26 protein-coding genes and 3 riboswitches are annotated in these 20,658 nt (G+C 32.1%); of the genes, 25 read left to right on the top strand and 1 reads right to left on the bottom strand.

Translation table 11 applies throughout. The annotated features are described in order from the left end of the window. Nucleotides 1-249 precede the first annotated feature (249 nt). The 3 genes from recR (at nucleotide 250) to JK636_RS17425 (ending at nucleotide 1,537) form a co-directional block, all read left to right on the top strand. Complete coding sequence (gene recR / locus JK636_RS17435) at nucleotides 250-846, top strand: recombination mediator RecR (protein ID WP_202750263.1); 597 nt, start codon at nucleotides 250-252, stop codon at nucleotides 844-846. Between the two features lie 73 nt (nucleotides 847-919). Further along, on the top strand, nucleotides 920-1,192 hold the full coding sequence (locus tag JK636_RS17430) for a YaaL family protein (RefSeq protein ID WP_202750262.1): 273 nt from the start codon (nucleotides 920-922) through the stop codon (nucleotides 1,190-1,192). Nucleotides 1,193-1,282: 90 nt separating this feature from the next. Beyond that, nucleotides 1,283-1,537, top strand: coding sequence for a pro-sigmaK processing inhibitor BofA family protein (locus JK636_RS17425; protein ID WP_202750261.1), 255 nt, complete (start codon nucleotides 1,283-1,285; stop codon nucleotides 1,535-1,537). A 115-nt stretch (nucleotides 1,538-1,652) separates the two neighbouring features. Here JK636_RS17425 and JK636_RS17420 read toward each other — a convergent pair whose 3' ends face one another. Then, nucleotides 1,653-1,844, bottom strand: coding sequence for a hypothetical protein (locus JK636_RS17420; RefSeq protein ID WP_202750260.1), 192 nt, complete (start codon nucleotides 1,842-1,844; stop codon nucleotides 1,653-1,655). Between the two features lie 468 nt (nucleotides 1,845-2,312). Here JK636_RS17420 and JK636_RS24060 point away from each other — a divergent pair, with 468 nt between their 5' ends. The 22 genes from JK636_RS24060 to JK636_RS17310 all read left to right on the top strand — a co-directional run bounded on the left by JK636_RS24060 (nucleotide 2,313) and on the right by JK636_RS17310 (nucleotide 20,657). Next, on the top strand, nucleotides 2,313-3,002 hold the full coding sequence (locus JK636_RS24060; RefSeq protein ID WP_202750259.1) for an LPXTG cell wall anchor domain-containing protein: 690 nt from the start codon (nucleotides 2,313-2,315) through the stop codon (nucleotides 3,000-3,002). A 24-nt stretch (nucleotides 3,003-3,026) separates the two neighbouring features. After that, nucleotides 3,027-3,653: a response regulator gene (locus JK636_RS17410; RefSeq protein ID WP_202750258.1), complete on the top strand. Its 627-nt coding sequence runs from the start codon at nucleotides 3,027-3,029 to the stop codon at nucleotides 3,651-3,653. Next, complete coding sequence (locus tag JK636_RS17405; protein ID WP_202750257.1) at nucleotides 3,654-4,829, top strand: signal peptidase I; 1,176 nt, start codon at nucleotides 3,654-3,656, stop codon at nucleotides 4,827-4,829. A gap of 150 nt (nucleotides 4,830-4,979) precedes the next feature. After that, the gene (locus JK636_RS17400; protein ID WP_202750256.1) at nucleotides 4,980-5,642 is read left to right on the top strand and encodes a hypothetical protein; all 663 of its coding nucleotides are present in this window, start codon (nucleotides 4,980-4,982) and stop codon (nucleotides 5,640-5,642) included. A 33-nt stretch (nucleotides 5,643-5,675) separates the two neighbouring features. Next, nucleotides 5,676-6,479: a hypothetical protein gene (locus tag JK636_RS17395; protein ID WP_202750255.1), complete on the top strand. Its 804-nt coding sequence runs from the start codon at nucleotides 5,676-5,678 to the stop codon at nucleotides 6,477-6,479. A 94-nt stretch (nucleotides 6,480-6,573) separates the two neighbouring features. Continuing rightward, the gene (locus JK636_RS17390) at nucleotides 6,574-7,608 is read left to right on the top strand and encodes a DUF5305 family protein (protein ID WP_202750254.1); all 1,035 of its coding nucleotides are present in this window, start codon (nucleotides 6,574-6,576) and stop codon (nucleotides 7,606-7,608) included. Nucleotides 7,609-7,849: 241 nt separating this feature from the next. Beyond that, a riboswitch (cyclic di-GMP riboswitch) is annotated at nucleotides 7,850-7,932 on the top strand. Nucleotides 7,933-7,995: 63 nt separating this feature from the next. Then, nucleotides 7,996-8,628 carry a response regulator gene (locus JK636_RS17385; RefSeq protein WP_202750253.1) on the top strand — a complete coding sequence of 211 codons (633 nt, stop codon included), beginning with the start codon at nucleotides 7,996-7,998 and terminating at the stop codon, nucleotides 8,626-8,628. A gap of 14 nt (nucleotides 8,629-8,642) precedes the next feature. Next, nucleotides 8,643-8,726, top strand: a riboswitch (cyclic di-GMP riboswitch). A gap of 62 nt (nucleotides 8,727-8,788) precedes the next feature. Continuing rightward, on the top strand, nucleotides 8,789-9,421 hold the full coding sequence (locus JK636_RS17380) for a response regulator (RefSeq protein ID WP_202750252.1): 633 nt from the start codon (nucleotides 8,789-8,791) through the stop codon (nucleotides 9,419-9,421). A 169-nt stretch (nucleotides 9,422-9,590) separates the two neighbouring features. Further along, on the top strand, nucleotides 9,591-10,349 hold the full coding sequence (locus JK636_RS17375) for a hypothetical protein (RefSeq protein WP_202750251.1): 759 nt from the start codon (nucleotides 9,591-9,593) through the stop codon (nucleotides 10,347-10,349). Nucleotides 10,350-10,375: 26 nt separating this feature from the next. Continuing rightward, the gene (locus tag JK636_RS17370; protein ID WP_202750250.1) at nucleotides 10,376-11,152 is read left to right on the top strand and encodes a hypothetical protein; all 777 of its coding nucleotides are present in this window, start codon (nucleotides 10,376-10,378) and stop codon (nucleotides 11,150-11,152) included. Between the two features lie 76 nt (nucleotides 11,153-11,228). Beyond that, nucleotides 11,229-11,738, top strand: a complete 510-nt coding sequence (locus tag JK636_RS17365) for a hypothetical protein (RefSeq protein ID WP_202750249.1) — start codon at nucleotides 11,229-11,231, stop codon at nucleotides 11,736-11,738. Between the two features lie 18 nt (nucleotides 11,739-11,756). Then, nucleotides 11,757-12,299, top strand: a complete 543-nt coding sequence (gene lepB, locus JK636_RS17360; protein WP_202750248.1) for a signal peptidase I — start codon at nucleotides 11,757-11,759, stop codon at nucleotides 12,297-12,299. 179 nt (nucleotides 12,300-12,478) lie between these two features. Next, the gene (locus JK636_RS17355) at nucleotides 12,479-13,012 is read left to right on the top strand and encodes a signal peptidase I (protein ID WP_202750247.1); all 534 of its coding nucleotides are present in this window, start codon (nucleotides 12,479-12,481) and stop codon (nucleotides 13,010-13,012) included. A gap of 235 nt (nucleotides 13,013-13,247) precedes the next feature. Next, on the top strand, nucleotides 13,248-13,847 hold the full coding sequence (locus JK636_RS17350) for a signal peptidase I (protein WP_202750246.1): 600 nt from the start codon (nucleotides 13,248-13,250) through the stop codon (nucleotides 13,845-13,847). A 111-nt stretch (nucleotides 13,848-13,958) separates the two neighbouring features. Next, on the top strand, nucleotides 13,959-14,630 hold the full coding sequence (locus tag JK636_RS17345; protein WP_202750245.1) for a SipW-dependent-type signal peptide-containing protein: 672 nt from the start codon (nucleotides 13,959-13,961) through the stop codon (nucleotides 14,628-14,630). Between the two features lie 67 nt (nucleotides 14,631-14,697). Continuing rightward, nucleotides 14,698-15,315 (top strand): COG1361 family protein, encoded by a 618-nt coding sequence (locus JK636_RS17340; protein WP_202750244.1) that lies wholly within the window; start codon nucleotides 14,698-14,700, stop codon nucleotides 15,313-15,315. 21 nt (nucleotides 15,316-15,336) lie between these two features. Beyond that, nucleotides 15,337-16,065, top strand: coding sequence for a hypothetical protein (locus JK636_RS17335; protein ID WP_202750243.1), 729 nt, complete (start codon nucleotides 15,337-15,339; stop codon nucleotides 16,063-16,065). Continuing rightward, complete coding sequence (locus tag JK636_RS17330) at nucleotides 16,055-16,627, top strand: hypothetical protein (protein ID WP_202750242.1); 573 nt, start codon at nucleotides 16,055-16,057, stop codon at nucleotides 16,625-16,627. The genes JK636_RS17335 and JK636_RS17330 overlap by 11 nt, the downstream gene beginning before the upstream one ends. A 14-nt stretch (nucleotides 16,628-16,641) precedes the next feature. Continuing rightward, entirely contained in the window at nucleotides 16,642-17,718 is a 1,077-nt protein-coding gene (locus JK636_RS17325) for a hypothetical protein (RefSeq protein WP_202750241.1), read from the top strand. 436 nt (nucleotides 17,719-18,154) lie between these two features. Beyond that, nucleotides 18,155-18,238: riboswitch (cyclic di-GMP riboswitch) on the top strand. 59 nt (nucleotides 18,239-18,297) lie between these two features. Next, nucleotides 18,298-18,849 carry a signal peptidase I gene (locus tag JK636_RS17320; RefSeq protein WP_202750240.1) on the top strand — a complete coding sequence of 184 codons (552 nt, stop codon included), beginning with the start codon at nucleotides 18,298-18,300 and terminating at the stop codon, nucleotides 18,847-18,849. 115 nt (nucleotides 18,850-18,964) lie between these two features. Beyond that, nucleotides 18,965-19,696 (top strand): SipW-dependent-type signal peptide-containing protein, encoded by a 732-nt coding sequence (locus JK636_RS17315; protein ID WP_202750239.1) that lies wholly within the window; start codon nucleotides 18,965-18,967, stop codon nucleotides 19,694-19,696. Nucleotides 19,697-19,967: 271 nt separating this feature from the next. Then, complete coding sequence (locus JK636_RS17310) at nucleotides 19,968-20,657, top strand: hypothetical protein (protein WP_202750238.1); 690 nt, start codon at nucleotides 19,968-19,970, stop codon at nucleotides 20,655-20,657. Nucleotide 20,658 lies beyond the last annotated feature (1 nt).

Here is a 20,658-nt window from a genome sequence, read left to right as displayed (position 1 = left end):
CTAAATGACCTTTAACGAGCAATTATCGAGCGGAAGCGAGAGCTTAATTGCTCAGCGCTTCCGACAAAAGGAGGTTGAAGTCCTAAATGGACTTCAACGGGTAGTCTGCGAGTGGGAACGAGCACTTTAGATTACCCAGTGTTCCGATAAAAAGGAGGTTAAAGGTCTAAATGACCTTTAACGAGTAATTTTCGAGCGGAGCGAGGGTCTTTAATTACTCAGTGCTTCCGACTAAAAGGAGGAATAACTATGGATTTTTATCCAGTTGCTATAGAAAAGCTTATAGAAGAATTTGCCAAGCTCCCCGGTATTGGCTATAAAACTGCTCAGAGGCTCACTCTTCATGTTTTAAACCTTCCTCAGGAAGAGGTAAAGGAATTTTCAGAAGCCTTGGTTAAGGCTCGTGGAACAATAAAATACTGCTCAATTTGCGGAAACTTTACGGATAAAGATCCATGCAGCATATGCGGAAATCCAAGCAGAGATAAAAGTATGGTTTGCGTAGTAGAACAGCCTAAGGATATTATGTCTATGGAAAAGGTAAGGGAATATAATGGGGTATATCATGTGCTCCATGGAACAATTTCGCCTATGGCAGGCAGGGGACCTGAGCAGATAAAGCTTAGAGAGCTTATTAGAAGATTAAACGGAGAGGTTAAAGAAGTTATTGTAGCTACAAATCCCAATATTGAAGGTGAAGCTACAGCTATGTTTATATCAAAGATTATAAAACCTTTAGGAGTTAAGGTTACGAGAATTGCTCACGGAATTCCTGTAGGAGGAGACCTTGACTATGCTGATGAGGTTACGCTATCAAAGGCATTAGAGGGAAGAAGAGAAATTTAAGTTATAATGTATACAAATTCCAAATTGAGGCAATGATTTAAATAACAGATTGTCCAAATTGGGAGGGTTATATATGAACAGATTAGCAATAGTTGAATATTTATCAAATAAAATTAAGTATACAGAAGATCAAATAGAGCTTATTAAAGCTATTGAGGAAGCCAAGGGAGAAATGGAAAAAGCGGCTCACTATTTTGAACAGGTAAGTACTCCTGAGCTTGTAGATTATGCAATATATATGGAGCAGGCTGCAAAGTCAAGATTTATATATCTTTTAAAAGAAGCAAAGGATAAAGGAATAAGGGTCGATAACTCCTTTAAGCATTACGAGGAAGATATTGTGTGATTTTATTAATAGTTTGTGATATATTAGAATATAATTATATATAGATTTCAGAGTAAATCTATATAACAACAGTTTAATAGGGGGTATACAATGGAATATGCAGGATATTTTCTCATTGCAATAATATGTTTATTTCTTGTTGTAAAATTATTTTCCTGGCCGATTAAAATACTGTTTAAGCTTATTGCCAATGCCGTTTTAGGCGTAATACTTCTTGTAATAGTAAATTTTATCGGCGGATATTTCAATTTCTTCATAGGAATCAACTGGATAACAGCTTTAGTTGCAGGGTTCTTTGGAGTTCCAGGGGTTATATTCTTAATAATCTTCAAGCTGTTACTTTAGGGCAAAAATATAAGTTTGAGTAAGTCCCAAACTTTTAACTAGATTTTTTTACGATAATAAAAAATAAAGCTGGTTTGTATTTATAGAAAATACAGACCAGTTTTTTTATTTAAAATTAATTAAGATAAATAATCTTGCATTCATCTTTAATTTTTGCATTATCATCAGACTCATCATTTTCTATATCCTTAGAGGGTATAAAGTCCTCCTCAATCAATGTTCCGCCGCAGTTGCCGCATTTTTGATTTGGTCTTGTATTTGCTGTATACCAACTCTCACCACATTCCTTACATATAAGCTTTATCATGATAAATCCCCTCTCTTAAAACTATCTATATAATGCAGTAAAGTTCTTATATCATTTGTGTACTAGAACTTTGCATTGTATCTATTGTTATTTTGCTTAATTTACTATATTAAGTATGCATAAATAATTATGATACATATTTACTGGAAAATATAGTAAAATATTTAGACAAATTAATTTGATGTTAAGAAGAATTAATCGAATATATAGAAGTTTATGTAAAATAATACCAGATTATTATAGAAGGGATATAATTTTGTAATAAAGTATATATAATGCAATAAAGTTCTTACATCAACGATGTCACAAAATATCCAATCTTCAAGGATTTTTGGGACACTGTTAATGTATTAGAACTTTTGCATTGTATATAGCTTTAAAAATAATTATTTAATTTTAAAATTAAGTAAACATTACTATTAACTAAGAATAAATATATATAAAGAAAGTATATGAGGTGTAGTTGATGTGAAAAATTTAAAAAAGTTTTGCTGTTTTATATGTATATTTATTTTTATGGTAGGTATCACAGTGCCAAAGATTCTAGTAAAAGCAGATGATAATAAGATAATCTATCATCTGTCTGATAAAGGGAATCTAAATGAGATTTTATTTACTGGAGAAGAAATAATGTGGCCTGGTAAAACCTTGGAGAAAGAATTTTACATTTCCAATGATAATGACTTTCAATGTTATGTTAAAAATATTATTGTTGATGGAAAGCTTTATGATAAGAACGGAAAGGAATTAGATAAAAGCACAACAGAGTATACGAACTTTATTAAGGATACAAAGCTTTCCTTTAGTTATGAAGGAAAAGAAATTTGGAAAGGAAATGAAGACGCACTTTTAAATAAAAACTTAGTTGGAGAAAATTCTATAGCAATAAATGCAAATGAAATGAAAAAATTTAAGGTTCAGTTTTTATTTGATAAGGATTCCGATAACTCTACTATGAAGCTTCAATATAAGTTTAATATTCAGGTTAACTTTGCTGAAATTGAGTCTGTCTATCTTCCTCCAATAGATAAGGGAGTAAAGGGTGAAACTTTGGTTCAAACAGGCTCTTTTTTTGACACATATGTGCTCACTATATTTGGAGTTTTATTATTTGTATTAGGTTTTGTGCTGTATTTAAAAAAGGGTAAGAAGGAATAAAGTAAGATGTGAAAGGTGATGGGGATGAAGGTTTTAGTTGTAGATGACCACCCAATTGTAAGATCTGGAGTAAAAGCTATTTTACTTAAGGAATTTAAAATATATGAAGCCTATGAGGCTTCTAATAAAAAAGAGGCCTTAAGTTTATTAGAAGCTAAAAATATAGATCTTGCTATTATAGATTTAAAGCTTAAAGAAGAAGATGGACTGGATATAATTTCTGAGATAAAGCAAAAACAAAGCAAAGTTAAGTTTATAGTAATAAGTTCTGTTATTTCTAATTCTGATTTTATTAGAGGAGAACATATAGGTGTAGATGGATATATTCTAAAAAGTGCTAGTATAGAAGATTTAATTTATGCTGTTAAAACAGTAAATAGAGAGATAAAATACTATCACCCTTCAATAGTTCAATATAAGCTTGGAAATAATATGAGTTTTTCTGTAAACAGTTTAACCTCAAGAGAAAAAGATATACTTATGGAGGTCAGCAGGGGGCTAAGTAATATAGCTATAGCAGAAAAACTGTTCTTATCAGAGAGTACAGTAAAAAAGCACGTAAGCAGCATATTGGGTAAGTTAAGTCTAAGCAAGCGCTCTCAGGTAGCTTATTACATGAACAGTATGGAGCTTGGAGGCATTGAAGGATAAATGAACAAAAGATTAATCAATTTTCTACTGGTACTTATGCTTGGAATTATTTATACAGTTGATAATCTTTCTGTTTTTACCTTCAACAAAAAAAGCTATTTCATATATGGCATAAAACCAATACTATGGATTTTAGTAATATTATTTGTTTCAAAACTTCCGAAGCTTAAAGGAGCTGCGAAATCAAAATATAAAAAGTTTTTAACGGAATGGGTAGTATACCTTGCAGTATTTTATATTGTAATACAAGTAATGGGGGGCTTTATACAAGGTTTTGGAAGCAGTCCCTATGATTTAAGTCCGTTAGGAATATTTAAAAATGCTGTTTTGCTATTATCAACCTTAGTTGGAAAAGAAAAAATTAGAGCTTATTTAATAAATAATGGTTCAAAAGATAAGCCTTGGATTAGAATTAGCTTTGCAGTTGTGCTGCTTACAATTATAAATCTTCCTTTGAATAAGGCCTTAAGCCTTAAGGGAAACTTTGAAATTATGAAGTTTTTCGGTGAAACTGTGCTTCCTCAGCTTTCAATGAGCATAATGGCAGCTTATTTAGTTTATTTAGACACGGAAAGGCTATCAATAATATATTTAGTAATAGTTCAAGGAATTTTGTATATTTCTCCTATACTTCCTAATTTACAATGGATAGCTACTGCAATTATGGGAGGCTTAAGTCCAATCTTCAGCATGATGCTTTTACAATACTTTTATCTTAAGGAATCAAAAGGAATCAAGAAGAGAGATATAAATAAAGAAAAACCAGCTGGACTTATAATTACAAGTCTAATTTCTGTAATCATAATATGGTTTTCTATGGGGGTGTTTCCTGTATATCCTGCAGTTATTGCTACAGGAAGCATGAAGCCTTTAATAAATCCTGGAGATGTAGTGCTTGTAAAAAGGCTTAAAGAAGCAGATGTAAAAACTGGGGACATAGTGGCTTATAAAAAAGATAATATATATATTTTTCACAGAATAACAAAGCTTGTAGATGAAAAAAATGAAATTAAGTATGAGACGAAGGGTGATAACAACTCTATAGCTGACAGTGAACTTGTAAGCATAGATATGATAAAAGGAAAGGTCATTAATATAGTGCCTAAGATAGGCTGGCCCACGCTTATATTAAAAGACAGCAGAAATAAGGTTTTGAAAGAAAAAGTGGAATTTTAGCACAGAGTTTAGGCTCTGTGTTTTTTATTGTACCAAAGTACTATATGTTTTTGTACTTAAGGTCGTAGGTAATGAGAATTAATTTCAATATAATAGAAACATAGGATAAAAATTATTAATTGATAATTAAAACTGAAAGGGGATATTTTAATGAAAAAAGCAAAGGTTTTAACAGCTGCCCTAGTAGCAGGCTTACTGACAATGGGAGCAGGTTATGCAGCATGGACAGACAATCTTAATATAACAAATGTAATTCAAACAGGAGAACTTGCAGCTACATTTACTTCAGCAAGTGCATCAGGTGATGCTTATGTAACAGCAAATGCATCAGCAATAGCTCCAACAGGAAGAACTAACAGCATCAACTTCACAATCCAAAACTTATATCCTGGAGCAGGAGCAACTTTAAATGCTTCTTTCAAAAATGATGGAACTATACCGGCTAAAATAGGCAGCGTGGCAGTTACTTATAATCCTTTGAACGAGACTGCACCTAATGGATATACAGCAATATCACAAACAGACTATTCAAAAATAAAGGTTTCAGGAAATGTAACAGTTTATAAAGCTGATAGAACAAAGATAGTTAAGTCAGTAGATACATCTTTGGCAGGACTTCAAGCGGCTCTAAATACACAGCTTTCAGGCGTTCAATTAGAACCGGCTCAAGGTTCAACTCCAACGGAATATGTATCCTTTGAAAATCTTAAAGTAAGCTTAGACAGTGCAACAGGAACAGCTCAAAAGCCAAATGAACTCGAAAAAAGCTGGATTAAATTCAAAGTAGACTTCAACTTGGTTCAACATAATTAATATAAAATCATAGAAAAGAGGTGCAATCTCGTAATGAAGAAAAATAAAATAATATTATCCGCTGTACTTGCAGCGCTTCTTACAACAGGAGCAGGCTATGCAGCTTGGACTGATAACCTAAATATAACTGCTTCGGCTTCTACCGGAGAATTAAAGGTTGAGTTTGTGGGACCTAAGGAAATAGAGTTAGATGGGTTATTATTTGACAGGGGTGAGACTATTCCATGGAGCTCACGAGTTCTCGAATCAGGAAATAAAAATTATTCTACTTCAACTTTAATAAAGAATGACTCAAATAACGCAACATTTACATTAAGCGGAATGTATCCAGGTTCCGGTGCACTTTATGCTTTAGGCTTTGAAAATAAATCAACCATACCAGTAAAAATAAGCAGCGTAACTATATCAAACATAAACAGTAAGTTTGCTGATAATGCAATAGCAATAAGCGGTTATAGACAGTATAGAAAAGACGGCAGAAATGAATATAAGCTGGTTGCAAGTGATGTGTTAAGCAGAATTAAGGATTTGTCAGACTATAGTGAAGAGGCTCTTATGACCATGCCAATGCCAAGGCTTAGAGATCTTCAAAGCGGATTAAACAGTATGCTTGGTGGGATAACTATGCAGCCCGGAGATATAATTACCCTAGATGTTCCGGAAGAATATAAGGGTGCTGTTGACAAAGTGCTTAAGTCTCAAGGAATCAGCGGCTATGATCCTGTAAATGATAACTGTGTAATAATAGGTCTTCCTTACACAGTAAGTGATAACTCCTTAGAGAAATTAACAGATACATTTACCGTAACCATAAATGTAAAACAATTTAATCAATAAAATGAGGGGCTGCTGCAAAGATACATTATGGTTTTAATGTCTTGCAGCAGTTCTTTTCTATAGAATGAGTAATATTAAGGTGTGGTGGATAAAAATGAAAACAATAAATAACAAATTAAGAAAGCAGCTTCTTTTCGTATTTGTAATTATATTTTTAGTATCAGCAGCTTTACTTATAAAAACTATATCAAAGGATAAATATATGGATAAAAAGGAGGCTGTAATTTCCTATAACAACAAGGCAGTAGTAAATTATAATGTAAGCCTCATTCCAAATCCATTAATTGAACAAAAGGTCTTAGGGGAAGGAAACATTTATTTAACTGATTATGTAGATAAGATAAACACAATTTTAAAATATAATATTTCATCAGACAAAAATATTCAGGTTTCAGGGCAATATGAAATAACAGCTCTTCTTGAAAGTTCCATAGGCAATGAAAAGGACAGCAAGAATGTATTTACTAAGAAATTTATACTTCAAAATAAAACAGACTTCAGCTTTGACAGCTCTAATGGAGAACTCCAAAAGGAAATGCCATTAAGTTTAAAAACTTATAATGATTTGATTCAACAGATAAATAAAAGTGTAAATTTAACTTTAAATAATAAGCTTACTGTAATATGGACAATAAATATAAACACTAAAGCAGATTTGGGAGTTATAAATGAGCAGATGTCCCCAAGAATGGAAATCCCATTAGGAAACAAATACTTTGAGATAGGGGGGAAGCTTTCTCAGGATAAAAAAGGAGCTTTAGAAAAAACAATAAAAGTTGTATCACCAAAATATACTCAAAGCATAATTATATTTTCCATAGCTTTGGTAGGAAGTATTTTGGGAACTTTATTTATATTATTCTTAACGAAACCTGAAAAGCGTAAAAAGGCAGCTTTTGAAAAGTCAGAAAAAATATTAAGAGACTACAAAGATAGATTGGTAGCACTCAAAGACAACCCTGTTGATGGCACTGAAACAGTAATAAGAGTGGTTGAAATGGAGGATTTAATAAGACTTGCAGATGAAGCTGAGAAGCCTGTGCTTTATGTTTATGCCGGAAAGGAAAGTGAGATAAGCTGCTTTTATGTATTGGAAGGCAGGAAGGTGTTTTTGTTTGAGGTGGTGTGAGAATAGATAATTGGCCAACTTTTATTATATGGGGTATTTGGAAAAGATATAACTAATTGACACTAAAAAATTATGACAAAATCTATGCTTGCATATGTAAATAAAGTGATTTATATGGGAGTATATGCACAATATATGGTACTTAAGCAGAAGAGATATTATACTTTTGTACTATTGATGTCAATAAATTGGATAATATAGCCTAAAATTTTTATGGAAAAAAAAGTAAATTATTTATATAATAATTACGGAAGCTAAGATATGAATTCCTCATTTGGGCACTTCGAATTCATGGAGCTAGTAGTGCAACCGGCCGATTGATTTTTTAAGTCAGTTGGTTTTTTATTGCTAAAAATACTGTTTATACGAATGAGGGGGAAGTTACGTATGAAGGTAGTTATTATAGATAGCTATTATTTGGTTAGGCAGGGGTTAAAGGGGATATTATCAGAGAATAAAGATATTGAAATAGCTGGAGAAGGCAGCAGTATAGAAGAAGGGCTTAGACTTATCATCGAAAAAAGACCTGATATTGCAATAGTGGATTTAAGGTTAGGTAAGGAAAGCGGATTAGAGATAGTAAAAGAAATAAAAAATAATATGATAGATTGTAAGATTATAATATTAACAACCACATCGGACTATAGGGATTTTAGAGCAGCTGAACAAATGGGCGTTGAGGGGTATATTTTAAAGGATGCTCTGCCTGAAGAAATAATATATGCAATAAAGATAGTTAATGCAGGAAGAAAATTTTATGATGCAAACTTAATGGCTAGTGCCATGAGACTGGATAAAAGAGGACTTCCTTCCGATGATCCTATACAAAACTTAACAGAAAGAGAATTTGAGGTGCTTGGTGCCTTGGGAAACGGATATAAGAACAGTGAAATAGCTGATAGGCTGTTTATTACAGAATACACAGTTAAGAAGCATATTAGACAAGTACTTAATAAGCTTAATTTGTATGACAGAACACAGGCAGCCATATATGCCAGCAATCATGGAGTTGTTGGTTAATAAGTTAAATATATAATTTTTACGGAAGCTGAGATATAAATTCTTTACTTGGGCACTTGGAATTTATGGAGCTAGTAGTGCAACCGACCGATTGATTTTACAGTCAGTCGGTTTTTTATTTTTAAAAGATTGTTTATACGGATGAGGGGGTAAGTTATTTATGAAGGTTATTATTATTGATAGTCATTGCTTAGTTAGGCAGGGGTTAAAATCAATATTATCCATGGATAATAATATTGAAATTACAGGAGAAAGCAGTAATGTAAAAGATGGATTAAAGCTTATTTTAGAAAGTGAGCCTGACATTGCAATAATAGACCTGAAGTTAGGTAACGAAAATGGATTGGATATAGTTAAAGAAATTAAAGGCAATATGAGACGATGCAAATTTATAATATTAACAACTTCATCAGATTATAGAGATTTTAGAAAAGCAGAAGAGCTAGGAATTGAAGGCTATATTTTAAAAGATGCTCTTCCAGAGGAAATTTTATATGGAGTAAAAATAGTTAAAGCAGGTAGAAAGTTTTATGATGCAAACCTTATGACCAGTGCTATGAGACTTGAAAAAAGAAATTCAATAAACGATCCAGCTGTAAATAATTTAACTCAGAGAGAAAAGGAAGTGCTGGCAGCTGTAGGAAAAGGTCTTTGCAATAATGAAATAGCAAGCAGTCTGTATATTACAGAATATACTGTAAAAAAACATATGAGCCAAATATTAAATAAGCTTGGGTTTAGTGATAGAACACAAGCTGCTATATATGCCAACACGCATGGATTGGTAGGATAATCAGGGAATGGAGACATTCCCGTTTTTACTTTTTGCAAACAATAGTTTATTACACTTTTGATACTTTCTTATTACACTATAGTATACCAAACAGTAAACCTGTAGTTAATATACATATTATTCCATAAATTGTAAAATAAATTTGTCAGGTGAGAGGAGGGATGAGATTGTGAAAAAGACAAAAGCTTTAGTAACTTCAATGGTGCTTATAACATCGTTAAGTACTGGAACAGTATTTGCTGTTAGCGATGCTGGAAAGCAGCTGCAAAAGTGGTATCAAGGTAGATATAAGACTGTAACAAAGAGCATAACAAAAAATACGATTGATCCTAGAGTTGATGATATGTTTAATAGGATTGATGATTTACAGGAATTCTTGATTTCAGATGCTAAAGAAAAGCTTCAAAAAGCTGAAGCAGGGACATCTTTTAACAGCGTATCAATATTACAATACAATAATAAGTATATAAATCAAATCAGCACCAAAAAGAATCAGTTAACTAAAAAGGGCGGCATAATTGCAAAGGACTTTGATAACTATATTGGGCAGCAAAATGAGGGGTTTGATAAGACTATAGATGATAGTGTAAATGAATTTTTCACTGATTTAAATGTTTCCTTGGATAATGAAGTAAACGCCAGTAAAGAAGTAATGGAGAGCGGTTCAAAAAATGCTCAGGAGGAGCTGGCAAAAACTATTTCAAATTCAAAGGAACATATAACATCTAATATTAGTACTTATCAAGGAAAGGCTTTAAATAGTATTAAAGATAATATGGATTCAAATATTATAGAATCAAAAAAGAACGTAGAAGAAAATACTCAGGTTCTTGTAGATGGACAAGCTAAGGGCTTGCAAAGCACAGGCAGTGAGCTTGAAAATCAAGCTAAAGGACAGTTAATAAACATTGTAGGAAAAATAAATTAAATTGAATTTTTAGGAGGAATATAAAAATGATAACAAAAGGTTTAAAAAATAAAATTGCTGCAGGAGTTATAGCTGCTACATTAGTAGGCGGAACAGGAACAGTTTTTGCAAGTACAAATGCTGGAGCACAGTTAAAAACTTGGTATGATGTACAATTTGGAAAGGCTGTAGCTAGTGCTACATTAGATGTAACTAGCTATGCAAAAACTAAAATTCCAGATCTTACAAGTTGGTTTAATACAACTAAAGGAAAAGCAGTTAGTGATGTTAAGACAGCAGGAGAAAATGAAGAAAAGCGTGCAAATGATGCTATAAATGCAGCATTAAAGGAGCATACGGATGCTATAACAACTATGCAAGGTACAATTGAAGCAGGAATGCCAGGACAATTCGATGGATTTGTGACTACATCAAATATATATATCGATGGTCTTGCAAAGCAAGGACAGAATTACGCACAGGGAGAAATAAACAAGGCAGTTAATAATCAAGCAGCAGCTTCATTAAGTGCAGTTAATACAAATGTAGGAGCAACTAAAACATCAGCAGAGAGCACTTTAACTAACACAATTAATACGGCAAAAGATTCTATTAATGGAAAGATAGATACTGAAAAGAAAGCTGCAGTAGGCGAAATTAAGTCTCATATGGATGAAAAAATAACAAATACAGAAGCTGCAATAGAAGCTGACACGAATAAGCTAGTGGGCGACAAGACAACTGAAATTCAAAGTGCTGGAAAGTCAATTGAGGATGCTGCTAAGACTGCTTTAGATACTTTAGTAGCCGGAATTACTAAATAGTAAATAAAAATCAATTATAAATTAAGAGCCCTCACAGGAGGGTTCTTAATTTAAAACTTAGGTGGGTGATTGGATCATGAAAAGATTAGATATAAATAAAAAAAAGAAAAGTCAGACAAGAAAAAAAGCCGTTATAGGGACGGTTATTATAAGCAGTATGTTATTTACTAATATTGGAGTGGTTTTTGCTGATGGAGATATTAATGCAATGTTAAACAATTGGTTTAATAAGAAAACAACCATAGCAAAAACAGAGATAGAAAGGACAGTAAAATCAGAAACTGAGCTTCAAAAGCAGAGGATTACAAAAGAATTAAAGCTTAAAATGGAGGCTTCCTCGAAGGATTTAGACAAGTTTACTGAAGAAGAAAAGACAAAAAGAAAGCAGGCTGTTATTGATTATGCTTCAAACATAATAAATAGTACCAAGTTTTCAAATGAAGCAGATAAAAAACAGATACAGGATAAATTAAATGTTATTGTAGAAAGTGCTAAAAACGCTATGGATAATTTAAATCAAAGCTATAATCCCCCTAAACAAGTTTATGAAGCACCAAACAATACAAATTCACAGCAGGCTAAATAGTTAGGGGGGAATACAAATATGGAAGCTGCAAAAGAAAATGTAAATATGAAAACACAAGTATTTGATTGGATAAAGTTTATAGCAAAGTTATTTATCATATATGTCTTAATAACTAATACTATAGGCTTAACTAAAGTGTCTGGACTTTCTATGAGTCCAACTCTTAAGGATAATAGTCTAATACTTATAAATAAATTTTCTTCACATTTTGGCAAGCCAAAGTATGGAGATGTTGCAATTATAAATGAGCAGGGAAAAGGCTATGAAATTATAAAAAGGGTTCTTGCTCTGCCGGGAGATAAAATATTTATAAAAAATGGAGTTGTTTATGTGAACAATAGTCCTGTTCCTGAGGTTTATGCCCAGGGAAAATCAGAGGATATGAAAGAGCAGGTAGTTCCAGAAGGTAGTGTTTTTGTCATTGGAGATAACCGTGAACCGGGAGAAAGTTTAGATAGCAGAGATCCAAGTGTTGGGCCTCAGTTAATTTCTGATATAAAGGGTTATGCAGTTGTTTCCTTGTTTCCTTCGTACAAAATAGCAAAGCCTTTGAAGCTTTAAAAGGTATAATTATTGCTAATAACAGCATCTATTGATGCTATTATTATATAATCTAATCACCTGATAAGGAGTTGTAACAAAGGTAAAAAAAGCTTTTGATACAGCTCCGATTTTTTTACTGCATAAGCCGATATTTGAAGCATATGTATGTTAAAAAAGTATAAATGGGGGAAAACGAATTGTTTAAAACAATTTTTAAAAAATTAATGGATCTATTATTTATAGTCGTAGTTGTTTTAATCGTATTTTATTTACTGATAAATATTAGGGGTATGGGGCAAAAGGATTATATTCCAGGGTTAGGACCTTACAAGATAATGTCCGTTTTATCAGGCAGCATGAGTCCTACTTTTAATGCAGGAGATGTTATTGTTGGTAAAACAATTAACCCATATGATTTAAAACAAGGCGATATTATAACATTTAGGTTTGGAAATTCCCTAACCACACATAGAGTAATAAATGTAATAAATAAGGATGGGAAGCTGCTATTTAATACTAAGGGTGATAATAATAATGTGGAAGATCTGGAATCTGTAGGTGATGAAAATATAATAAGCAAATATTTATTTAGGGTACCACTTCTTGGATTTGTAATTATGTTTATGAAAGGCACTGCCGGAGTAACCACTATTTGTTTTCTAATTATTTTAAGTATATTTATCAATGTATATAAGGGGAGAAATAAAAAAGGTAAAAAATATAGATTTTAATAAAAAACAGTGTAGCATTACCCTTCTAATATAGAAAACCTTGAATAAATATAAGAATGTAAGAAAATGAAAAAATAAATTTTACTTACATAAAAAAATTCATTACCTATAAAAGATTATGGTAATAGCTTGAAGAAGTAATGAATAAATATAATATGTAGGAAAATCTGAATAGCTTAAATTCAAAAGTTAAATTGTTGTATTAATTAATATTTTGGAAAGAGGCGAAGAAACAATGAAAAAAATTGTTGAAAACATAAGAAAGGTTTTTGGTAATAAGGCTGTTAAAAGAACTTTGAAATATACAGGGAATGTAATTATTGCATTGCTTATAGTATTGGTTGGACTTTCGGTATACGGGAATATTCAATCGAAAGGAAGAGATTGGGCAGTACCAACAGTTGGATCCTATAGATGGCTCACAGTTTTATCTGGAAGTATGCAGCCAACTTTTAATCCTGGTGATTTGATAATTGAAAAGAAGGTAGACCCGAGCTCGCTTAAGAAGGGCGATGTAGTAACATACATGTTTGGAGGGAACTTCCTTTCAACACATAGAATAATAGAAGTTAACAAAGATGATAAGGGAAAATATGCATTTAAAACTAAGGGTGATAATAACCAAACTGCAGATGAAAATGTTATACCTGAAAATATGATAGTAGGAAAATATTCATTTAGAATACCATTCGTAGGTTTTGTCCTGCAAAAGTTGAAGGGGCTGCCTGGAATAATAGCTATATGGTTATTATTTTTCTATGTAGCAGGCTCAGAGGTATATAGAAATATAAAGGAATCAAAGAAGCAGAAGACAGAAGAAACAGTAGTTCAATAGTATTGGTAAAACAGCGCGCTTTTTATATAGATATGTTTACGGTTACTGGCCATAGCCATAAGCATGAAAAATTTAAGAAATATTAAATTTTATAAACCAGGGGGTATTATTGTGAACAAAAAGTCAATAGGAGCATTATTATTATCAGCAGCATTATTAGTAGGTTCAACAGGAGCAACTTTTGCTTATTTTACAGACCAGAAGAAAACAGATGTACAGTCAATTACTTTAGGTAATTTGCATGTGGATTTTCAACCTGTTAGTGGAAATGCTAACTGGGATGTTGTAGGAAGAGCAGTACCTAACTATATAGAAGCTGCTAAAATCGACCTTAAATCTGCTTTGGAATTAATTGATAATGGATATGACGAAATAGTTAAGGCTGACAAAAACAATATAGCTAATGTAGCGCCTGGTGATGTTCTTAGAAAGACCTTCACACTTAAGAATACTGGTTCATTAGATGCTAAGGTAAAATTAAGTATAGCAGATGCTCAAGTTGTAGGAATGGATAATACTGCAGCTCTATTACCGTGCGGAAATCATTTGTTTAAAGCTTATACTTTGAATTCTGATGGAACACTTGGCGATGATGTTTTATTAACTGTAGATGCTACCAATCCTGGCTCATTTATTTTGGATGCAAAAAAAGGTGAAAGTATAGCAATTCTTACTATGGTATATCTTGATAGCTCAATAAATAATGGCGGAATGGATAAGAACATTAAGTTCGACGTTCAAGTAGATGCAACTCAGTGGAACAATCCAGGTTGGAACAATTAATATATTAATATACACAAATAATTACAGTACGCTTGTACTGTAATTATTTATATATGGAGGGAGATGGATGAGGCGTTATAAGCTGTTAGTTTTCATATTATCTATAATTATAATTGTGTGTTTGAATAATAGAGTGACATATTCTTATTTTAGGACTGGAGATAAAACAGACACACAATCAATAATTCTTGGAAACTTAAAAATTGAAACAAATGATACCCCTCAGAATTGTTGGAGGTATGCTCCAGTAGCTGTAAAAGGAAATGAATATATATCAAATGACTCTATAGATATTAAAAACTTATCTGGAGGGCTTGAGTCAAATAACCTTAGACCTGGAGATGCATTTGAAAAAGACATTATTATTACTAATACTGGCTCGCTAAGTTCAAAATTGAAGATAACAAAAGGTACGCTCTTAAATGGTTCGCCCTTTAAAGTAACTGTTAGCCCAAGAGGAAATGATGCAAATGTTACTATAAGAAATGATGCAAATGATAAAAATACTTGGTATGTTGATAATTTAAAAAATAATGCTAAAGTTACGTTTACAATAAAACTCGAACTTCCAATAGATATAACGAATAATGATCTAAATCAAAATAATATAAGACTAAGCAATAATGCACTAGAGCTATTAAATATAGTATCCACCCAGTGGAACAACAATACTTGGAGTGAATAGCTGTGAAGGAGGAGAGAATTTATGAAGATTAAAAGATATATCAATAGAAAAACTATCATTTCCTTTATAGCTATAACAATATTTATGTTCTTTACAGGTAGCTATTTTAAGATAAGTGCACAGCAAAATACTGAAAATAAGGTTACTATAGTTTCAAAAAATAACGATGGAGATGACAAAATATTTAGTGATAAAGATGGGTTTTGGTATCCGGGGAGAACTTTAGGCAAGCAATTTCTTATAAAGAATGCAAACGCTGGTGAAATAGAAATCAAGAATGTTTCTGTAAATGTTCAATCAGTAAATAACTTTATCTTGAATAGAGTTATTAATCCCGATGAAGAAGTATATAAGGAATTTTTGAGAAATCTAAAGGTTCAGCTTAAGGATGGAAACAATGTTATTTTTGAGGGCACCTTTGAGGATTTTAATAATAAGGCTATACTGAAGAATCCGGTTAAAATCGATGGAAATAATGAAAAGGAATTTCTATTAAGCCTTCATTTTCAAGAGGAGGCAGGCAATATATTTCAAGACCTGCAGAACCTGTTTAATATTAGCATCCAATATAACTTAGACGATGGGACTACAGTAAGTGATAATATAACAACCTTGCCGAAAACTGGTGGATTCTATAATTTTATTACACTTGTTGTAATAGGATTAACAATATCAGGAATCGGATTCTTAATTATTGGGCATAAAGAAGAAGCCTCTTTGAGAAAAGGAGGTAGTATTAATGTTAAGTAAAAGAAAGCTATTAATAATTATACTAGGTTTGGTATGCATATATACAAGTACTACTTATACCTTTTCGTACTTTGTAGTAAATCAGAAGGTGCAAAACAGCGTTAATTTATCTATAGGAAATATTGACTCAAATTTCATAGCCATTGACGGAAAAACTCCATACAGCAGTGCTGTAGTAAACGCTGCTGGGCTAATCCCGGGAGCCAATCAAAGTTTTGATTTCTTTATTAAAAATACTGGAACTTTAACCAGCAAAGTAGAAGTAAGCTTTGATAATTTTACTGGAGATGGAATTGAGGCATTACTGCCATATTTAAACTACAAGCTTGTTATTGGAAGTAACAGCTATGAAGGTCCGCTAAAAGAATTATATAATACTCAAAAGTATTTTTACTTAATGAACAACAGTAAGCCTGTACTGCTTAAAAATGGTGATAAAACTAGCTGTAAGATTACAATAAAGCTAGATAAGGATACACCGTATACTGCTCAGAACAAAACACTTAAGTTCAATTTAAATATTTATGCGACACAACCTAACAATCCAAATTGGGCAAAGTAAGGGGGAGGTACTGTATGCGAAAAATATATATCTTAATTTTGGCTTTTATTACAATCTGTTTCATGAGTGCTGGATCCTTTGCTTTTTTGACAAATAAAACTACTAACGAGAATAATACTGTATCCGCAGGTGCCTTCCCTAAGTTTAGGGTTAAATTATATTCTTCAGCTGGGCCTGTATTTAAGGATACTTTGTCAGGACATCAAAACCAGCAAAGCTTAAGCTATCCATTGTGGTTAACAGATGCTTCTAAATATATAATTAAGGATTTAACCGGGCAGGTGTTAGATGTTCCAGCTCCTAGAGATCAGTATGAAACCTACGAAAGCATTGCGAATAATTCCAAGAACATAAGCAGAAAAAGTACTATGGTAAGTGCTAACTTTTATAGCTGGAAGGGTGTAGCTATAGATAAGCATGATAGTAATTTGGATAAAGCAGAAGATAAAAAAGAACATGGCACTACTATACATCACATAGTGGTTATAGAAAATTCCAATAGATATGGACAGGAAAGCCCTAAAATTAAGTTGGCTGATTTAAAACTTGATAATATAACTATCTCAATCTCCCAACACGATGTCTTTAAAGGCAGCAAAGGAGAGTACAATGTTCAGAGACAACCGGAAGCTTTTTCACCGGCAAATCCCCAGAACAGTACTAGAGTTAGGACCTTTGATTTGATAAATGGTAAGTATGTTAGAAGTTTTAAAAATAAGGATGGAAAGTTAACATATGATAATCAGTCGAGCAATGGAGATTTACCAGCTAATGAAGCCGATATGATCTTATTCGATGTAGGTGGAGAGGGATACTATGCTGAACCTGGTGATAAGGGTCAATTAACTGAGCAGCAGGTTCTGGATCAGCTGTACGGGAGATTGTGTGGTAATCAACCTCATGCAGACTTGAATAATGATAAATATGATATACATTATCAAAATTCAACTCCTATGTATAATGCAGTTCAAGAGATGATAAAGAATAATGATTTAAAATGCAGCTTAGATAGAAGTATTTGTGATGTAAAACTTATTAAAGATGGTAATACAATTTCTGAAGAAATAAACTCTATCTATTTCGGAAACTAATAAGGCATATGCTATTTCTCTACATGAAGTTTTTGTGGGGGGATAGCTTTTTTTGTATATAAAAGTTAACTATTCATATGATTATGTATAAGCATTTAAATAATAAGGAAAATGAATAGAAGCAGGCATCTTTATATGAAGTGCCTGCTTCATTTTTAATAATAGCTTAATCAGTATATGCTCTATGGTAAAAAGATATACTAAAAAAAATCGACAGTAATTATGCTGATATTTTTTAGTAGAATATTGATTTTGCTGGTTTTCTTAATAAATTAATTAATAATTAACAAAACCTACATTAGATTATTTTGTAATATAAGGGGAAATATAAAGAATTATTATTCTTATATGATGAAACAAAATCAGTATCGACAACTATATTTTACAAAATATGTAAAAATAATAAAGTAGAATAATAATGTAAAAAGTGTAAATAAATTTAATGGGAGACATAGAGGTAAGTTTTGTATGTGGGCACCTAAAACTTACTGAGTCAGTGGTGCAACCGACCCAATCTGCAAAAGAGTAGATTGGATTTTTTATTTATAAAAAATATAATTCGTCAGAAAGGTAAAATGTATGAAGAAAATTATTAAGTTGGTAGGAAATATACTTTTTAGTGCTTTAGTAATCGTAGTTGTTTTATCTTTAATAATGTCTATAAGAGCAAAAGGAAGCAAGGATAAAATACCATCCTTTCTAGGGTATAAGCCTATGACTATTTTGACAGGAAGCATGGCACCAAAAATTAATCCAGGAGATGTAATTATTGATAAATCAATAAAGGCTGAAGATATCAAAGTTGGCGATGTAATAACTTATAAAGCTAATGAGAATATGCTTGTAACACATAGAGTTATAGGAATATTTTTACAAAATGGAAAAAATGTGTATAAAGCTAAAGGAGATGCCAATGATACAGATGATGGCAAGCTTATAGAGCCAGAACAGGTTGTTGGTAAGGTAAGTTTTAGAATACCATATGGAGGGTATATTTCAAGATTTGCCGGAAGCGTTTATGGATTTATATTATTAATATTAATACCAACGGGATTGTTAATTTGCGAGCAGATGAAAACCATATTATCAGAGCAGAAAAAAGGGAAAGCCGGAAAAATTGGACAAGAATAGTACGGACAAATATATCTATGATTTACTGTCAAGGAGGTAGGGATATAGAACAGGTGAAAAAATACGAAAAGTTAAAAAATGGGAAACAGTAAAAAGAAAGTAGAGGAATTATTAAATGAAAATGAATAAAAAGACAGTATTAAGTCTAGTATTAGCAGGAGGTTTAGCTTTTGGGGCTGGAATAGGATCCTATGCGTGGTTTACCAGCACTGCAACTAGCTCAGCAAACACATTTAAGGCAGGAACAATAATTGTTGATGTAAATAATTCAAGTAAAAATAGTGGAAGTTTTGATATAGCATTAAAGACTAATAACATACAGCCAGGAGAGGTTCTTACAACAGGTGATGGCGGATACTCAACAATAACTGTAAAAAATACTGGAACTTTAAATATGGCCACCTTTGGAAGATTTACATTAGCTGATGATAATGATTTAGCAAAAGATATGTTGATTACAGATTACTCAGTAGATTTTTATAGAGAAGGTGCAACAACTCCTTATCGTAAAGATAATTTTATAGACAAGGGTGTTGCAACTAATTCACAATTTGCTTCTAATATGAAAGACTGGGTTAATGGAAATGGTCCTTTAGATATTCCTGGAACTGCTTGGGATGAAGAAGCTATGAAGCCTGGAGATTATTATGTTATTAAGTTTAAACTTGCATACAACCCAAATGCTACTGAGCAAGGAAAAACATGTAAGCTTAAATATGAAGTAAAAACAACTCAAGTTAATGCTGATGCTATAAAAGCATTAAATCTTGACGGAATCCCAGGAGTTAATGGGGCAAATTATATAGAAAACAGCATTATGCCATATTTTAATTCACAGCTTCAATAATTTATAAAAGTAATAGGGTTGCTTTCCGCCCTTATGCTCAGCAGACAAAAAAGCCAATACCAGGTGAGAGTGGAAGGAAGAAGAGATATATTTAAGAATATTGATACTATGGATTGGAGCCATTGGAGCCTTCAAGGACTGAAAAGATAAAGAAATATTATTAATCCTGCCTATTTCAACAGAATCAGGCAGGTAAAATTCAAAAGAACTTAAGTTCATAATTGAGTTTTTTTGAATTCTATAAAAATATAAGGGTTAGAGAGGTATTAATATGATATGGAGTGTTGAAAAGTCAGGCTTGATAGTTACTGAAAATGAAAGTGCTGCTGAAGATAAGCTTGTTAAAAGATCAGAAAAACATAAAAGTTTTATTAGCAGATTAAAGATTAGCAAGACTCTGTTAATATGTTCTATTCTAATCGGTTTTATAAGTTTAGGTGCAGGGGTAGGCACTTATTCTTGGTTTGTTTCGAGCGCGTCAAGTAACGTGGCCTCTATTACGGTAGGCTCTTTTGAGTTAAGATTTGATTCAGACAGCTCTGCAAATGCTCCAATTAAAATGGATAATATAGAACCGGGATATATTTCAAAGGATTGGACAGTTGTATCTTTTGCTAATGCAGGAACTTTGGATATGATACTCATGGGAAATCTTAATATTCAATCTAAAAAGTTTGGAAATGATGGTAACAAGGTGAAAGCTTATAAGGTTATTTCACAGATATATAAAGGTGATACATTAATATATTCATCTAATGAAAAAAGCGAAAGTTATGATGAATTCACTAAAAACTTAAATAGTAAATTGCAAGCCATTGTGTTCAAAAAAGATGAAAAATTGATATGCAAACTTAAGTTTATATTAGATAAAGAATTAGCAACAATAGAATATCAGGGCGATGAAGCAACTGGTGATATTACTATTAAAGCAAAGCAAAATGTTGATGGAGCGACATTTTAAT

It is taken from the genome of Clostridium rhizosphaerae (genome assembly GCF_016765585.1).
In the GTDB taxonomy this organism is placed as follows: domain Bacteria; phylum Bacillota; class Clostridia; order Clostridiales; family Clostridiaceae; genus Clostridium_AT; species Clostridium_AT rhizosphaerae.
Note: the sequence above shows the minus strand (reverse complement) of the source record. Positions and strands in the feature narration are given on the sequence as shown.

Bases quoted from the DNA above. Each gene is read 5' to 3' on its own strand.
- JK636_RS17410 (WP_202750258.1), top strand. From the start codon at position 3,027: ATGAAGGTTTTAGTTGTAGATGACCACCCAATTGTAAGATCTGGAGTA.
- JK636_RS17320 (WP_202750240.1), top strand. From the start codon at position 18,298: ATGAAGAAAATTATTAAGTTGGTAGGAAATATACTTTTTAGTGCTTTA.
- JK636_RS17330 (WP_202750242.1), top strand. From the start codon at position 16,055: ATGTTAAGTAAAAGAAAGCTATTAATAATTATACTAGGTTTGGTATGC.
- JK636_RS17325 (WP_202750241.1), top strand. From the start codon at position 16,642: ATGCGAAAAATATATATCTTAATTTTGGCTTTTATTACAATCTGTTTC.
- JK636_RS17390 (WP_202750254.1), top strand. From the start codon at position 6,574: ATGAAAACAATAAATAACAAATTAAGAAAGCAGCTTCTTTTCGTATTT.
- JK636_RS17310 (WP_202750238.1), top strand. From the start codon at position 19,968: ATGATATGGAGTGTTGAAAAGTCAGGCTTGATAGTTACTGAAAATGAA.
- JK636_RS17395 (WP_202750255.1), top strand. From the start codon at position 5,676: ATGAAGAAAAATAAAATAATATTATCCGCTGTACTTGCAGCGCTTCTT.
- JK636_RS17340 (WP_202750244.1), top strand. From the start codon at position 14,698: ATGAGGCGTTATAAGCTGTTAGTTTTCATATTATCTATAATTATAATT.
- JK636_RS17335 (WP_202750243.1), top strand. From the start codon at position 15,337: ATGAAGATTAAAAGATATATCAATAGAAAAACTATCATTTCCTTTATA.
- recR (WP_202750263.1), top strand. From the start codon at position 250: ATGGATTTTTATCCAGTTGCTATAGAAAAGCTTATAGAAGAATTTGCC.
- JK636_RS17425 (WP_202750261.1), top strand. From the start codon at position 1,283: ATGGAATATGCAGGATATTTTCTCATTGCAATAATATGTTTATTTCTT.
- JK636_RS17380 (WP_202750252.1), top strand. From the start codon at position 8,789: ATGAAGGTTATTATTATTGATAGTCATTGCTTAGTTAGGCAGGGGTTA.
- JK636_RS17420 (WP_202750260.1), bottom strand. From the start codon at position 1,844: ATGATAAAGCTTATATGTAAGGAATGTGGTGAGAGTTGGTATACAGCA.
- JK636_RS17315 (WP_202750239.1), top strand. From the start codon at position 18,965: ATGAAAATGAATAAAAAGACAGTATTAAGTCTAGTATTAGCAGGAGGT.
- JK636_RS17365 (WP_202750249.1), top strand. From the start codon at position 11,229: ATGAAAAGATTAGATATAAATAAAAAAAAGAAAAGTCAGACAAGAAAA.
- lepB (WP_202750248.1), top strand. From the start codon at position 11,757: ATGGAAGCTGCAAAAGAAAATGTAAATATGAAAACACAAGTATTTGAT.
- JK636_RS17405 (WP_202750257.1), top strand. From the start codon at position 3,654: ATGAACAAAAGATTAATCAATTTTCTACTGGTACTTATGCTTGGAATT.
- JK636_RS17430 (WP_202750262.1), top strand. From the start codon at position 920: ATGAACAGATTAGCAATAGTTGAATATTTATCAAATAAAATTAAGTAT.
- JK636_RS17385 (WP_202750253.1), top strand. From the start codon at position 7,996: ATGAAGGTAGTTATTATAGATAGCTATTATTTGGTTAGGCAGGGGTTA.
- JK636_RS17400 (WP_202750256.1), top strand. From the start codon at position 4,980: ATGAAAAAAGCAAAGGTTTTAACAGCTGCCCTAGTAGCAGGCTTACTG.
- JK636_RS17370 (WP_202750250.1), top strand. From the start codon at position 10,376: ATGATAACAAAAGGTTTAAAAAATAAAATTGCTGCAGGAGTTATAGCT.
- JK636_RS17350 (WP_202750246.1), top strand. From the start codon at position 13,248: ATGAAAAAAATTGTTGAAAACATAAGAAAGGTTTTTGGTAATAAGGCT.